Origin of the sequence: Georgfuchsia toluolica, assembly GCF_907163265.1 — a bacterium.
Lineage (GTDB): Bacteria > Pseudomonadota > Gammaproteobacteria > Burkholderiales > Rhodocyclaceae > Georgfuchsia > Georgfuchsia toluolica.
In genome coordinates this window covers 1,735,966-1,749,660 of sequence record NZ_CAJQUM010000001.1, presented here as the reverse complement: position 1 = coordinate 1,749,660, position 13,695 = coordinate 1,735,966, and the positions used below count along the sequence as shown (strand labels likewise).

The window sequence follows — 13,695 nt, the reverse complement described above, 5'->3', positions numbered from 1 at the left end:
GAGTCCCCCACCCCCGCCCGGCGCTTTACGTACCAGTAACACGTAAAGTAGATGCCAAAAATGGCGCGGTGGCAGGGTCAAAGTAGGTGGATTCCTCCATCTTTGTCGATTGGCTCTCAATGTACCAAGTGCATTCAGGTGAGCAATTGCCTCGAATCAATAAAGGTTGTGTCTGGGCGGTTGATGAGGACGGCAATGTTGAGTGGACGACGGATCGGGCTATCCAGATCGAAGGCTCATACGAAACGAAGCTGCGCCTTAGATGTGATGGAACCAAAGTAGAGGTTTCTGGAAATATTGGCCGTTTCCGGCGTCCGGACAATCTTTTTGGTTTCTCTTACGAACAGTGTGTGGCACGTTGGAATGATGTGCTTCATGACTATGGCCTTCCATCATTCAGTAAAGGCGAGTGCTTTTACTACGCTGGTGATAACCACTTGCAGTGGTCGGGTGCCATCAATACACGCATTGACCTGACTCGTAACTATTGGTTGTTTGGCAGAGACAACCTGACCGCCTTCATGGGCTGGCTTTCTTCACAACAGCATGGACGTTTGAAGGTTGGTATCTCGCCTGATGGCGGCACGATTTCATGGGGCGAAGGTTCCCAATATGTCTATGAGAAGTTTTACGACAAATTGCGTGAGATAGAGTCGCGCAAGAAAACCGCTTGTCATTATGATGCTGATGTAATACAGCTTTGCCGTGATGGTGGAGTCGGACGTCACGAACTCAGTTTAAAGACTCGTTACCTGACGCAAAAAGGTTATCGCTTCATGGGAGAAATGAACATGGGCACATTGGTGCAGTTGTATCGCGAACGTTCTGAATTAGTGCTTACGGACAAATTGTCTTTTGATGATTTCAATGATTTGCCGCGTACATATCGGGCGACAGCAAAGGATTGGCGGGATGGTGTTGATTTGGCAACGTCGATGCCGTTGCGTACATACCAGCGCCACAGACGTGAGTTGCTCAAATACGGCATTGACATATCGACGCGTTGCAAGGTTGAACATCTGCGCCCGAAGATCAAGCACATCGAAATCATGCCGCTGGTCGCGCCGGACTGGTATCGCAAGCGCTACGGATAGATTTTTACTCTCCGCGTTCGTACCCGGCGCGGTTCATATGAGGAAGGGTGCAACTACTAGGAGAATTCAAAATGGAAATGATCACCCAAGGTAAGGTAACAGGCTTCAAATGGTGGAAGTCGGCCGACAAGCAACTCGACGTTGGCACGTTGTATCTCGAATCGAACCTCAAGAACTCAAAAAAGGACGGTTTTGGTGGCGAGAATGGCGAAGGCTTCGCCAAAGGCTATGCCAGTGCGCCGATCAAGTGCGCAAGTGCCGAGGTAGTAAAGAAGATCAAACATCTGGAAACGCCGTTTTCCGCTGAGATAGTGATTGATCAAGAAACGGACGGTGCCGGTGGTGTTGTTCAGGTCTGTATGGATGTGCGGCCAATGCAGCGTGTTGAGCCTGCGAAGAAAGCCGCCTAATGCACCGTCCTCCCACCAGCTTTGACGCATTCTGGGCAGACATGACCTATGTCAGTTTGTTTCTTCTGTCATTGGTATTGTCCTTTGCTGGTGGGGTTTTCTACACATTAGGAGCTATTAGCTAATGGACGCCTTCTCAGTGCAAGACATCCTCTATGGCATTGGACTATTTATTTCCTTTGCTCTCGGACTAATGACGAGTATCAAGGTATGACAACCGCACAGATAGCAGAATTTATCGGGGAGCTTTTTACCGCGTGGCTTCTCGGGTTTGGAAGTGGGTTCATTTACACCTACTTCAAAAGAGCAGTAGAAAACGCGGGCAATTGATGAAAGGGAACAAAATGAAATTGCGTCAATCTGTTGTCGCGATGGCCGAAGCTGGCTATTCGCGTGTCAAGGAGGCTGCTGGTGTTTGCTATGAGTATGTCGACGGCAAGCTGGTACAGATCAGCGGTGCTGTTGGTGGCACGATGCTGACGATTCAGGCCAATGCCACCAGCACGCTTCCACAAGCTGCTCAGGACTTCCAAACTGCCTTCACTGCTCAAGCGACGGAAGTCATTGCTTGGATGTGGACCATCGGCATGATCTGCTTTGGCGGCATTGTGCTGTTCAAGCTGTTCAAGAAGGGCACCAACAAGGGTACCTGAGCATGAAAACGTCAGGGCGTTTTCTACTGGCCTTATTAAGCGTCCTGACGCTTACTTCATGTTCTACAGCCAGTGTGGTCGATGAATGTACTACAACAGGTTTTCCTTGCATTACGTTGCGCGACATACGCGGAGAATGAAAAGATGATAAGAATAAAAAAATACTTATTGTGCGTATTCATTCCGATATTTATCTTAGCGGGAACTGTCCAGTCGGTACGTGCACAAGTCGGTTTAACGGAAGCGTTAATAGCCAGTGTTGCGCTCCATGGTGCGGTGTTGTTTTGGAAGTTCTACAGTGACTACACTAATCCCTATGCGGATTCAACCAGTGGCGCTCCAAGTGGCTCTCCTGTGTTACAGGTGCAAATCAATCCAAAGGCACCTTTAGATACTCCATCTGGATGGACAGCGCCGGTAGCGCCTTCGATTCAACCAGCTGCGCCAACCATCCCAAAACAAAATACGTATGATGTTGTTGGTGGAACTTTAATCACCACGAAAAGCGGTTTTGCGTCTGCAACTGATGCGGGTAATTATTGGGCTGCGAGTTTAACTGCACTAGGTGGAGCCGTATTTACAGCTTGTAATGGTGGCTTGGGTGTTCAGTATCCGGGTTCGGCTTGTATGGCTGCTTATCCCGGCTCGACCTGTAGTGGATCAAATTCATGTGTTAATACTAATACATCGTCATGTCCTACTGGCTATACGGCCTCCGGTTCTAATTGTGTTCCTGCTACGCCCGGCAACCAGTGGAAGCCGTCAGACGGTAAATGTGTCTGGCTACGTGTTCCTAGTTCGGGATGGTCAGCTGATGCCTACGATCCGGATTGTTTGCCGACCAACAAACAAGTTGTTAAGTCAACCAATACGCTCACAATTACCTCCCCTGATGGCAATACGCAAACAGTATTCACATTAAATACTTCGACTAATGTTGCCACTATTACTCGTACCTCGAATAACGGTCTTTACACTCAGCAGGAAACGGCTACTACATCGGTGCCGGATGGAACAACAGGAGCTACTACGGTCACTGGTACTACATTGCAAACAGCATCGGGTGCAGGAAGTACGGTAGGCACATACAGTAACGGAACAGCTAATGCGGTAGCCCCATCTGGTAGTGGCACTAGTACTGATATGAGCGGTGTGACTTCAAGACTAGACACTATACATAATGATTTAAATACAAATCCATCGGCTCTTGATGGTTCATTGTCCGGCGCTATTACGGATTACAACAGCAAGGCGACAGATCACAACAATGCGATTTCAGCAATAGGTACTAATGGCGGTTCGAACGAGGGTGGTGCTCTTCAATTTGATGGATTGCCAACACCACCGTCAACTAATGGTACCTGTACGGACAGGACATTCACTATAGGCACAGTGACTAGAACGTTAACTGGCTGGTGTGATGCGTTTGCCAAAATACGTGATGTTTTTGGATATGTGATGTACATATCGACAGCATTTGGCCTTTTCCATATTGTTGTTCGTCCAAAAGAGGCTTAGACATGCCGGCATTAGTCTGGTTGGGTAATCTTTTATTGACTGTCGTTACTTCGGCAGTAAGTTTTTTTGGTCTACAGCTTGCCAAGAAAACAATCTATCTTGCTACTGCGCTGGCTGCTTTTCTGGCCATGACAGTGACGTTCGTGGGTGTTGTACATGCATTACTCTCGGCTATTGTTTATGCGATGCCATCTTCAATGGCAGAAGGCGCGGATTTAATACTCCCTTCCAATTTTTCTGCATGTATAGGTTCACTTATTGCTGCCAAGATTGCACGGTGGATATATGACTATCATGTCGAGAGTCTCAGAATTGCGGCATCGGTCACCTGATGGCTGATCACATAGTCACTGGTAAGAAGGGTGCCGGCAAAACTCTTTTTTGTGCCGGCGTTATTCGTGATGCTTTGGTGGAAGGCCGGCGAGTAGCCACAAACGTTGATATCTACATGGACGAGATATGCTATCCAACGTCCCGTAAAACCATCATCAGGCTTCCAGATCGGCCAACAGTCCATGACATGCTGGCCATCGGCTACGGTAGCCCACAGGACGAAATGGACGAAAGCAAGAATGGCGTTATCGTTCTTGATGAAGCCAGCCACTTCCTGAATGCGCGTGCGTGGGGCGACAAAGAACGCCAGCCTTTAATTGACTGGCTCACGCTCTCCAGAAAATACAATTGGAATACTTACTTTCTCGCTCAAGGCCTTGGCCAGATCGATAAGCAAGTTCGCGATGCCTTGATCGAATATCACATATCGGTAAAACGTACCGACAAGTGGGCAATACCCTTTGTCACCAAGTTCACTAAGCTCTTCATGAAGGATGGTGTTCGATTCCCGAAGCTCCATTTGGGCATTATGAAACATGGCATGGATCGCGATGCGCTCAAGGTCGATACGATCTGGTACCGAGCTAAAGACCTCTACAACGTCTATAACACTAAGCAAAAGCTTGTCGACAGAGAACATCCCGAGTCGGTTGGGCTCCATACGGTTCTCTCTGCATGGCACATAAAAGGCCGCTACATGCCGCCAGCGCCGCCGACCGGTATGGAACTCGTCAAGGCATTGGTCAAGGGCGAGAATCCGCTTGTGGTTCGTCCTGTGGTGCCTCTCAAGCCAAAGCATCCGATAGTCGAAATCATCATGCGTTTGCCACCAGATGAGCGCGTACGCCATTTGCAGCGCATCGAGAGGCTCAAGCTGCTGGATCGGCCTCGTTTGTCGCTTGTACAGGCTGCAAACCCGTCAGCAATCGATTACCGTTCGGTATCGCATCCGAATTTGAAACTTGTCGTGTCCGCTTGACATATAATTCGTCGTCATGGATGCGCTATTGGCTTTCTGCCAGACAAAAATTCAGTTTTTTTGTAGCTGGTATTCCGCTGGTGGATCAGGGCCTTACTACCTGTGGCTCTCGATCGGAGCGCTATTTTTACTCTTGCTGGCCATCATTGCGCATGCTGTCATGCGCCGTCTGCTTGGCCATCGCAAATTTCGTGGTACTTGGTACAACGAATATCAGTTCCAACAGCTGCTTAAGATGACCTATGACGATCAGCAGCGTGGCCATCGTGTTATGAGGCACGACGAAATGCAGCTGCTCCGTGCTTGGGAATGCGACCGTACTGATTGGGGAGTTAGTGCTAAGCGCGGTAGCTTCTTTTAGAGGCACCGTCGCATTACATTGACCCACAAACAAAAAGCCCGCCGAAGCGGGCTTTTTTCCACAGAAAAAGTGGATAACTAATTTCAAGCTCAATTCCGTCAAGGGAACCGTGGAATAAATGGGAGGGGCCCGCGTAGCGGGAGGCAACCCGTTTATGCCGCGAAAGTCCCTTGATCGGCGCACAGCCCCGCGGGGAATGCTTCTGTAGTGGGGTTGGGTAAGCCTCATCTACCCAACCCCATACAGACCGCTTGCAGCCTTTAGAATCCTGTCATGCTGTTCGATGAGGTCATTACCACCTATCTCGATGCGCGTCGCCACGAAATACGAAGCCACGCGCGTAGTCTCTATGGCTACAAGCGTCTGTATCCGCACTTCGCCGGTCGCAAGATCACTGACATCCGCCGTGCCGATGTCCGCGACTACATCGAATCGCGGCGCGTCGATGGCGTCAAGCCAGCGACTATCAACCGCGAACTCGATTTGCTCTCGGCCGCGATCAACCATGCCCGGTTCGAATTTGAGCTCGACATTCCGAATCCAGTGCACAAGATGTCGCTCAAGGAACCCGAGGGCCGGGTGCGCTGGATCAGCCGCGATGAATCGACCAGGCTGATTGAAGCCTCGCGGCTTCATGCCAGAACGCCGCACTTGGCATGCTTCATCCAGTTGGCTTTGCACACTGGCTGCCGCAAGTCTGAACTGCTAACGCTGGAATGGAAAACCGTCGAACTCAATCACGGCTTTTTCGTCCTCGATCCTAAGAACACGAAGAGCGCCAAGCGCAGAACCATACCAATCAATGACTTAGCGAAGCATGTACTGCTTGAGATCCGGGAGTGGAATTCTGAGAACTGCCCCGGTACGCCTTGGGTGTTCTCGACCCGCCAGAACAGGCGGATCACGACGTTTCAGAATGGATTTGAAGCGGCTTGCAAACGGGCGGGAATTGATGACTTTCGCATACATGACTTGCGGCACACCTGCGCTTCATGGTTGGTCATGCAAGGTGTGCCGCTGTTGGCCGTCAAAGAACTGCTAGGTCATTACTCCATCGAAATGACAGAGCGGTACGCACATCTTGCGCCAGACCACGTAAAAAACGCCGTCCAGCTGCTATTGACCTTCGAATGAACTCGATTGGTCGGGGTGAGAGGATTCGAACCTCCGACTCCTGCGTCCCGAACGCAGTACTCTACCAGGCTGAGCTACACCCCGAAACAAACTTCATGGCTGTGATCGGGAAAGCTCCGAAACCACTGCCCGCCCGATACTCCATTGAACTTAGTAAGCCCGGGCAACTGCAAAGTCGGCGAATTCTATCAGACTAAGCTTGTAGCGCGAAGCGGGAAGCACGGACAGCGCAGCTTTTGCTGCGGCCGACTCCTCGGTTGCAACACGTAAAGTCGCTTCCAGCGCACCGGTGGCGCGTATTGCCGCAATTACTTCGACAAACAATTCGCGGCCGCCGCCCTCAATCGCCTGGCGCACATTTTGCGACTGTTCGGCATTGCCATGTGTCATGGCATGAATCAGTGGCATTGTGGTCTTGCCCTCGGCCAGATCGTCGCCAAGATGCTTGCCGGTTTCGGCCTCGTCACCGGAATAGTCGAGCACGTCATCCACGAGTTGGAATGCAGTGCCGAGATGCGCGCCGTAATCGGCCAGCCCTTGCTCAATGCTTTGCTCCGCATTGGATACTATGGCGCCGATGCGGGCCGATGCCTCGAACAGCTTGGCGGTCTTGTACTGGATGACGCGCCGATAGTCATCCACCGTGATGTCGGGATTGCGGCAATTCATCAACTGCAGCACTTCGCCTTCGGCGATCACATTGGTCGCCTCGGCCAGCACTTCCATGATGCGCATGCTGCCGACGCCGACCATCATCTGGAAAGAGCGCGAATAAAGAAAGTCGCCGACCAGCACGCTGGCCGCGTTGCCGAACAGCGCGTTGGCGGTATCGCGGCCGCGGCGCAGGGTGGATTCGTCGACCACGTCGTCGTGGAGCAGTGTGGCGGTATGAATGAATTCGACCACCGCCGCCAGTTCGTGGTGATGGCTGCCGGCATAACCCGTGGCGTTGGCTGCCAGCACCACCAAGGCGGGCCGCATGCGCTTGCCGCCCCCAGCGATGATGTATTCGGCTACCTGCCGCACCAGAACCACGTCCGAGTGCAGCCGCAAGCGCACAACGGCGTCGACGGCCTTCATGTCGTCGGCAATGAGGGCGTAAAGGGATTCGGGAGACACAGTGTGATTTTCGCGGAAAGGCCGGATGGTAGGGGGCGCCCGGCCCGCCGTCAATGGGGGGACACTTTTCCTTTGACGCCAAGGGCCTGGCTGCGTATAATGCGCGGCTCTTTGCAACACCCCTTGTATTGGAGTCCATCATGTATGCGGTCATAAAAACCGGCGGCAAGCAGTATCGCGTCGCAGCCGGCGAAAAGATAAAGGTAGAACAGATACCGGCAGAAGTGGGCGCGGAAGTCATTCTCGACCAGGTTCTCATGGTCGGCGAAGGCGAATCGGTGAAGATCGGTACGCCCCTCGTTTCCGGCGCCACGGTTACGGCCAAGGTTCTTGCGCAGGGCCGCGGGCCCAAGGTGCAGATTTTCAAGATGCGCCGGCGCAAGCACTATCAGAAGCATCAAGGCCATCGCCAAGGCTTCACGGAGCTTGAAATCAGCGGCATCGCCGCCTAACGGGAGACAGCAACCATGGCCCACAAAAAAGCAGGCGGCAGTTCCCGTAACGGCCGCGACTCGGAATCGAAACGCCTCGGCATCAAGCGCTATGGCGGCGAACTGATTTCCGCCGGCAGCATCATCGTGCGCCAGCGCGGCACCCAGTTCCACCCCGGCGACAATGTCGGCATCGGCAAGGATCACACGCTGTTCGCCAAGGTCGAGGGCAATGTACAGTTTACGACCAAGGGCGCAAAGCAACGCCGCACGGTCAGCATTCTTCCGGCTGCCGAGTAATTCGTTTCGCTCGTTGAGCGAAGCGCGCAGAAGCCCTATCCTTGCGATAGGGCTTTTGTCTTTTGGGTCCTCGATATGAAGTTTTTCGACGAAGCGAAAATTGAAGTTGTTGCCGGCGATGGCGGCAATGGTTGCGCCTCGTTCCGGCGCGAGAAATTCATTCCCTTCGGCGGCCCTGACGGCGGCGACGGCGGCAAGGGCGGCAGCATTTATGCCATTGCCGACCGCAACCTCAATACCCTCATCGACTATCGCTACACGCGGCTGTTCCGTGCCAAAAAAGGCGAGAACGGGCGCGGCGCCGACTGTTACGGCAAGGGCGGCGACGACATGGAGTTGCATGTGCCCGTCGGTACCGTATTCACCGACGCCGAGTCAGGCGAAGTCATCGCCGATCTGGATGTCGATGGCAAGCGCGCCCTGATTGCCAAGGGCGGCAACGGCGGACTGGGCAACCTGCACTTCAAGTCCAGCACCAACCGCGCCCCGCGTCAGCATACGTCCGGCACCGAAGGCGAGCGGCGCATCCTGCAACTTGAACTCAAGGTGCTGGCTGATGTCGGCCTGTTGGGTTTGCCCAATGCCGGCAAGTCGACTTTCATCCGTGCCGTCTCGGCGGCGAAACCCAAGGTGGCGGACTATCCCTTCACCACCCTGCATCCGAATCTTGGCGTGGTGCGCGTCGACAACAACCGCAGCTTCGTCATTGCCGACATTCCCGGCCTGATCGAAGGCGCCGCCGAAGGCGCCGGCCTCGGCCACCGCTTCCTGCGCCACTTGCAGCGCACGCGCCTGCTCTTGCATCTGGTCGATATTTCCCCCTTCGACCCGGATGCCGACCCGGTACGCGACGCGCATTCGATTCTGGAAGAGTTGAAGAAGTATGACGCCTCGCTTTACGACAAGTCGCGCTGGCTCATTATCAACAAGATCGATCTGGTACCGGAAGACGAGCGCGAGCAGCGCATTGCCAAGCTCGTGAAAGGCTACGGCCCGGTAGAACGCTGCTTCACGATTTCCGGCCTCACCGGCGATGGCTGTAAACCATTGACCTATGCGATCATGGAGCACCTCGAAAAACATCAACGTGAAACCGTCTCCGATGAGACAGAAAATAGCGAAGACTAAACGGCTGGTCGTCAAGGTCGGCAGCGCGCTTGTTACCAATAACGGCGCCGGTCTGGCACAGGATTTCATCGCCGATTGTGCGCGCCAGATCGCAGCCCTGCACCAACAGGGACGCGAAGTCGTGCTGGTTTCTTCGGGCGCCATTGCTGCCGGCATGCAGCGCCTGGGGTGGACCACGCGGCCGCACGCCGTGCATGAATTGCAGGCCGCCGCGGCCGTCGGCCAGATGGGACTGGCGCAGGCCTACGAGACCCAGTTTTCAAGTCTCGGTTTGAAAACGGCACAGGTGCTGCTTACCCACGAAGACCTTGCCGACCGTACGCGCTACCTGAATGCGCGGACAACGTTAACCACCCTGCTTGAACTTGGCGTGGTGCCGATCATCAACGAAAATGACACAGTCGTTACCGACGAAATCAAGTTCGGTGACAACGATACGCTCGGTGCGCTGGTTGCCAATCTCGTCGAAGCCGAAGTGCTGCTGATTCTCACCGACCAGCAGGGCCTCTACAGCGCCGATCCGCGCAAGGATCCAAATGCGGAACTCATCGGCGAGGGTAACGCCAATGACAGCCGGTTCGAGGCGATGGCCGGCGGCGCCGGCAGCGGCATCAGCAAGGGCGGCATGATCACCAAAGTGCGCGCCGCGCAACGCGCCGCGCGCAGCGGCGCCCACACCCTGATTGCCAGCGGTCACGAAAGAGATATCACGCTGCGCCTGATGGCGGGCGAAACGCTGGGCACACTGCTGTTTGCCGCCGCCACGCCGCTTGCCGCGCGCAAGCAATGGCTGGCGGACCATCTACAACTTGCCGGCAGCCTGGTGCTCGATGATGGCGCACTCAATGCCCTGCGCGACGGGCGCAGCCTGCTGCCTATCGGTGTCGTTAGCGTCGAAGGCGAGTTCGAACGCGGCGCGGCGGTGGCCTGCCGCGACCAGGCTGGGCGCGAAATCGCCCGCGGTTTAATCAATTATTCCAGTTCCGAATCGCGCCGCATAGCGAAGAGGCCCAGCAGCGAAATTGAATCCCTGCTCGGCTATGTCGACGAGCTGGAACTTATCCATCGTGATCATCTGGTCTTGCTTTGATCTCCGGAGAACAGCATGAACACTTCCCCACCTAAATCCTCACCGGCGAAAGCCCTGGCGAAATATGCCATTCTGTTTGTTTTGCTCGTGATACTGGTAGGCCAACGCGTCGCATTGACCTACGAACAGCACAGAGGCATCCCGACCAGTTGCTTCGGTGAGACGGAGTACTTCATTACCGATGTCAAGGTGATCGCTCAACCGGCGACTCCCTGACTGCGCGTTGAGCAGGAGCGCGGATCCTGCCGCAGCGCCCGGCAAGATGCTGCCCGCCATCAGTTATCCTTTCTGGTCAAGCTCGACAGCCTTTTCAGGCGCGTATCCGTCTTGTGTCCGTCATTGACGTTGTACTTCCAGACATTGCCGCTACGCTCGTATTTCAACTTGAAAAACTCCTTTTTTGCCATTAACCTGAAAATACCAGCCTCATAGGCGCTTTGATTCCTTTAGACTACCCCTTCCTCTACACTCTATCGAAGAACCTGCTCGCCACAGCGTATGTCGAAACCGAGATCACTTTTACTTTCCCGCAACGGTAAATTGGTGTGGATGACGCTGTTGCTGACCATTGTCGTCTGTCTGGTCTGGGTTGTATTCGACGAAAGCCAATCGCCCCGACGCCAGGCCCGTCTTCTTGCCAAGTTGGCCCGGAGCCTGACGTTTCATCTCGAAGCCGGGCCGAGCCCGTCGATCCGCTTCCCGAACTACGGCCCCTTCGATGAACGGCTTGGATACAGCCATCTCCCGGCGTTTCTGGAGCGCCTGTCCGCGAAGGGTTACTCAGTAGCGGAGCAGGCGCGCATTTCGCCGCGCATGATGAAGTTGTCTAAGGAAATGCTGAATAAGCCGCCGCAAAACTCAGCGGTAATCTGGAATTGAGACGAAAACGCGACGCCAATGACATTTTCATCGAAAAACTGGCCTGTTTTGAACGGAAACGCAGGGCATTCCACCTCATTCTGCTCATGCTGGACGCACCTCTCCCGTCAGAGGTCGTCCCCATTTGCCGACGTTGAGCATTGCCAGCATGGCGAAGGCCCGATTGGCGTTCTTCGCCAGGCCGATCGCTCAGCCGGCATCATCTGCGATCAGACGATTGCGCTCGACGGCTTCTACACGAAGCAGGACTACCCCGCGCATCTGCGTCGTGTTCGATTCAAGGATCCCGAGACCGGCAAGACGCTCGTCTTCCTCACCAACCAAATGACATTACCGAGCGCCACCGTCTGCGCCCCCTACAAGAACCGCTGGCAAGTGGAACTATTCTTCAAGTGGATCAAGCAGCATCTTCGGATCAAGCGTTTCTTCGGTACGTCAGAGAATGCGGTCAAGACGCAAATCTGGGTCACGGTGTCGGTCTATGTCCTCGTTGCCATTGTCAAAAAACGGTTGAAACTGGATGCCTCTCTCTACACTTTGCTACAGATATTGTCGGTCACTCTTTTCGAGAAGATGCCCTTGCAGCAAGCCTTTCCGGGCGGCGACTTCAATTTCAACAGCAGTACCATCAACAACCAATTTAATCTTTTCGCGTTTTAACCAGGCAGCAGTGAATATGTATATAAGCACAAAGCAAAATTCAGTTTGACTTTGAGGAGAATTCCATGCAACTGACAATCATCGCAACCATCCTCGTCGCCCTGGTCGGCGCCTTCTTCGCCATCCAGAACAACGTACCGGTGACGATCAAATTTCTGCTCTGGCGTTTCGACAGCTCTCTTGCAGTGGTATTGCCGCTGGGAGTCGCCTTCGGCGCCATCGTCGTCGCGTTGCTGACGACACCGGCAACCCTGAAACGGCAATGGCTGCTGGCGCGGCAGAAACGCCGTATTGATGAGATGGAAAAAACCGCAGCGAGTCTACGAGACAGAATTACAGAATTGGAGACTCATTTGTCCCCTGAAGCCACTGCGGAAAAACCTCCTTACGTCGGCCTCAAACAACTCATCATCGGTCTTGGGAACGAATCGGCTGATGGGTCACGCACCAAGCAGAATTGAGCATGGTTTCTTGACCTGTAGTTACCCGAAACCCGCATGCAAATCTTCCAGGGAATATTTTTGCTTGTTGTCTTTCGGCGTTTATCGCCGGCATCGCCAGTGCCGAAGAACCGGCGCCATCCATCGACCAGATGATTTAGCTGCTGGGGTAGCCCCGCTTCCATCGCAGCAGCCAAGACAGGAAATCCCGCGAATACGTTGGTTTCGGCCCATGCCGGCATTCGTAACCCAGACATGAAATCACCGATCACCGTGAGCATTTCGCGAGTAGTGCAACGGCATTATTTGTTGGTCCCGCTGTCGATTGCGGCCGTAATGATTTTAAGATGGGGAAAGGGGATTTCTATGTTGGCGCGATCGAAGGCTTCCTTCAGCCGCTTCAGGAATTCGCGGCGGACATTCCACTGTTCCAGCGGCACCACCTTGAAGCGGCAGCGGATGACAATCGATGAATCGGCCCAATCGTCGACTCCGGCGATCTCCAGCGCATCAAGTATCTTGTCGCGTAGGTCGGAGCCGTGCCGCATGTCCTCGCCGACTTCGCGCATGGCGGCGATGGCGTGATCGATGTCGGTGTCGTAGGAAATGCTGGCATCGATCACGGCGTAGGCGTAGCCGAGGCTCATGTTGGTGACGACAGAGATTGTGCCGTTGGGGATGTAATGCACGTTGCCGGAATAATCACGCAACTTCAGGTAGCGCAGCGTGAGTTCTTCAACCAACCCGGCCTTGCCGCCGGCCTCGACGACATCGCCGTGGCGAATCTGATTTTCCAGCAACAGGAAAAAGCCGGTGAAATAGTCCTTCACCAGGCTTTGCGCACCGAAGCCGATGGCCAGGCCGATCACGCCGGCGGCGCCGAGAATGGGTGCGACCGAGATGCCGAACTCGCCGAGCACCAGAATGGCTGCAACGGCGACGATTGCGACATTGACCGAGTAACGCAATACACGCGACAGAGTGAGGATTCGTTGGCTGTCTTCCCTGCTGCTTTGTTGCGCGGCGATGTAGTCACGCAGGCGCGGGATGATGCGCTGCGTCAGCTTCAGCAGGATGGAGGTCAGAATCAGTATCACGGCGACGCGCGCTATCGTGTCGGTGTGCCCCATGGCAAGGGCGAGGATGGAATCGATATGTTTTTGCAT

Annotated in this window: 18 protein-coding genes, 1 tRNA gene and 1 pseudogene; 15 read left to right on the top strand and 5 right to left on the bottom strand. The window is 54.2% G+C overall.

Features of this window, described 5'->3' with window-relative positions:
• Positions 1-86: 86 nt before the first annotated feature.
• From K5E80_RS08215 to K5E80_RS08190, 6 genes are all read left to right on the top strand, one after another.
• Positions 87-1,094 (top strand): phage/plasmid replication domain-containing protein, encoded by a 1,008-nt coding sequence (locus K5E80_RS08215; RefSeq protein ID WP_220635695.1) that lies wholly within the window; start codon positions 87-89, stop codon positions 1,092-1,094.
• 71 nt (positions 1,095-1,165) lie between these two features.
• Entirely contained in the window at positions 1,166-1,504 is a 339-nt protein-coding gene (locus tag K5E80_RS08210; RefSeq protein WP_220635694.1) for a hypothetical protein, read from the top strand.
• A gap of 344 nt (positions 1,505-1,848) precedes the next feature.
• Positions 1,849-2,157, top strand: a complete 309-nt coding sequence (locus tag K5E80_RS08205; RefSeq protein ID WP_220635693.1) for a major coat protein — start codon at positions 1,849-1,851, stop codon at positions 2,155-2,157.
• A gap of 81 nt (positions 2,158-2,238) precedes the next feature.
• Positions 2,239-3,675, top strand: coding sequence for a hypothetical protein (locus K5E80_RS08200; RefSeq protein WP_220635692.1), 1,437 nt, complete (start codon positions 2,239-2,241; stop codon positions 3,673-3,675).
• Between the two features lie 2 nt (positions 3,676-3,677).
• Positions 3,678-4,007, top strand: coding sequence for a DUF5455 family protein (locus K5E80_RS08195; protein WP_220635691.1), 330 nt, complete (start codon positions 3,678-3,680; stop codon positions 4,005-4,007).
• The gene (locus K5E80_RS08190; protein ID WP_220635690.1) at positions 4,007-4,987 is read left to right on the top strand and encodes a zonular occludens toxin domain-containing protein; all 981 of its coding nucleotides are present in this window, start codon (positions 4,007-4,009) and stop codon (positions 4,985-4,987) included. The genes K5E80_RS08195 and K5E80_RS08190 overlap by 1 nt, the downstream gene beginning before the upstream one ends.
• A gap of 127 nt (positions 4,988-5,114) precedes the next feature.
• On the opposite strand, the gene K5E80_RS08185 is transcribed toward K5E80_RS08190, so the two are convergent.
• On the bottom strand, positions 5,115-5,435 hold the full coding sequence (locus tag K5E80_RS08185; RefSeq protein WP_220635689.1) for a hypothetical protein: 321 nt from the start codon (positions 5,433-5,435) through the stop codon (positions 5,115-5,117).
• Between the two features lie 186 nt (positions 5,436-5,621).
• Here K5E80_RS08185 and K5E80_RS08180 point away from each other — a divergent pair, with 186 nt between their 5' ends.
• Positions 5,622-6,482: a tyrosine-type recombinase/integrase gene (locus K5E80_RS08180; protein ID WP_220635688.1), complete on the top strand. Its 861-nt coding sequence runs from the start codon at positions 5,622-5,624 to the stop codon at positions 6,480-6,482.
• A 7-nt stretch (positions 6,483-6,489) separates the two neighbouring features.
• On the opposite strand, the gene K5E80_RS08175 is transcribed toward K5E80_RS08180, so the two are convergent.
• Both K5E80_RS08175 and ispB read right to left on the bottom strand, forming a co-directional pair.
• A tRNA-Pro gene (locus K5E80_RS08175) sits at positions 6,490-6,566 on the bottom strand.
• 66 nt (positions 6,567-6,632) lie between these two features.
• Entirely contained in the window at positions 6,633-7,601 is a 969-nt protein-coding gene (gene ispB / locus K5E80_RS08170; protein ID WP_220635687.1) for an octaprenyl diphosphate synthase, read from the bottom strand.
• 140 nt (positions 7,602-7,741) lie between these two features.
• Here ispB and rplU point away from each other — a divergent pair, with 140 nt between their 5' ends.
• The 5 genes from rplU (at position 7,742) to K5E80_RS08145 (ending at position 10,766) form a co-directional block, all read left to right on the top strand.
• Positions 7,742-8,053: a 50S ribosomal protein L21 gene (gene rplU, locus K5E80_RS08165; protein WP_220635686.1), complete on the top strand. Its 312-nt coding sequence runs from the start codon at positions 7,742-7,744 to the stop codon at positions 8,051-8,053.
• A gap of 15 nt (positions 8,054-8,068) precedes the next feature.
• Positions 8,069-8,332 (top strand): 50S ribosomal protein L27, encoded by a 264-nt coding sequence (gene rpmA, locus K5E80_RS08160; RefSeq protein WP_220635685.1) that lies wholly within the window; start codon positions 8,069-8,071, stop codon positions 8,330-8,332.
• A 75-nt stretch (positions 8,333-8,407) separates the two neighbouring features.
• Positions 8,408-9,460, top strand: a complete 1,053-nt coding sequence (gene cgtA / locus K5E80_RS08155; protein ID WP_220635684.1) for an Obg family GTPase CgtA — start codon at positions 8,408-8,410, stop codon at positions 9,458-9,460.
• A complete protein-coding gene (gene proB / locus K5E80_RS08150; RefSeq protein ID WP_220635683.1) occupies positions 9,435-10,550 on the top strand; it encodes a glutamate 5-kinase in 1,116 nt (371 codons plus the stop codon). Before cgtA ends, proB begins: the two co-directional genes overlap by 26 nt.
• Before the next feature lie 15 nt (positions 10,551-10,565).
• Complete coding sequence (locus K5E80_RS08145; protein ID WP_220635682.1) at positions 10,566-10,766, top strand: hypothetical protein; 201 nt, start codon at positions 10,566-10,568, stop codon at positions 10,764-10,766.
• A gap of 59 nt (positions 10,767-10,825) precedes the next feature.
• Here K5E80_RS08145 and K5E80_RS16940 read toward each other — a convergent pair whose 3' ends face one another.
• Positions 10,826-10,957, bottom strand: a complete 132-nt coding sequence (locus tag K5E80_RS16940; protein ID WP_281420216.1) for a hypothetical protein — start codon at positions 10,955-10,957, stop codon at positions 10,826-10,828.
• Between the two features lie 142 nt (positions 10,958-11,099).
• On the opposite strand from K5E80_RS16940, the gene K5E80_RS08140 reads away from it, so the two are divergent.
• The 3 genes and pseudogenes from K5E80_RS08140 (at position 11,100) to K5E80_RS08130 (ending at position 12,550) form a co-directional block, all read left to right on the top strand.
• A complete protein-coding gene (locus tag K5E80_RS08140) occupies positions 11,100-11,429 on the top strand; it encodes a hypothetical protein (protein WP_220635681.1) in 330 nt (109 codons plus the stop codon).
• 183 nt (positions 11,430-11,612) lie between these two features.
• Positions 11,613-12,089 (top strand): annotated as a pseudogene (locus K5E80_RS08135) (transposase); the annotation flags it as partial.
• A 65-nt stretch (positions 12,090-12,154) separates the two neighbouring features.
• Positions 12,155-12,550, top strand: coding sequence for a LapA family protein (locus K5E80_RS08130; RefSeq protein ID WP_220635680.1), 396 nt, complete (start codon positions 12,155-12,157; stop codon positions 12,548-12,550).
• Between the two features lie 281 nt (positions 12,551-12,831).
• Here K5E80_RS08130 and K5E80_RS08125 read toward each other — a convergent pair whose 3' ends face one another.
• On the bottom strand, positions 12,832-13,695 hold the full coding sequence (locus tag K5E80_RS08125) for a mechanosensitive ion channel family protein (protein ID WP_220635679.1): 864 nt from the start codon (positions 13,693-13,695) through the stop codon (positions 12,832-12,834).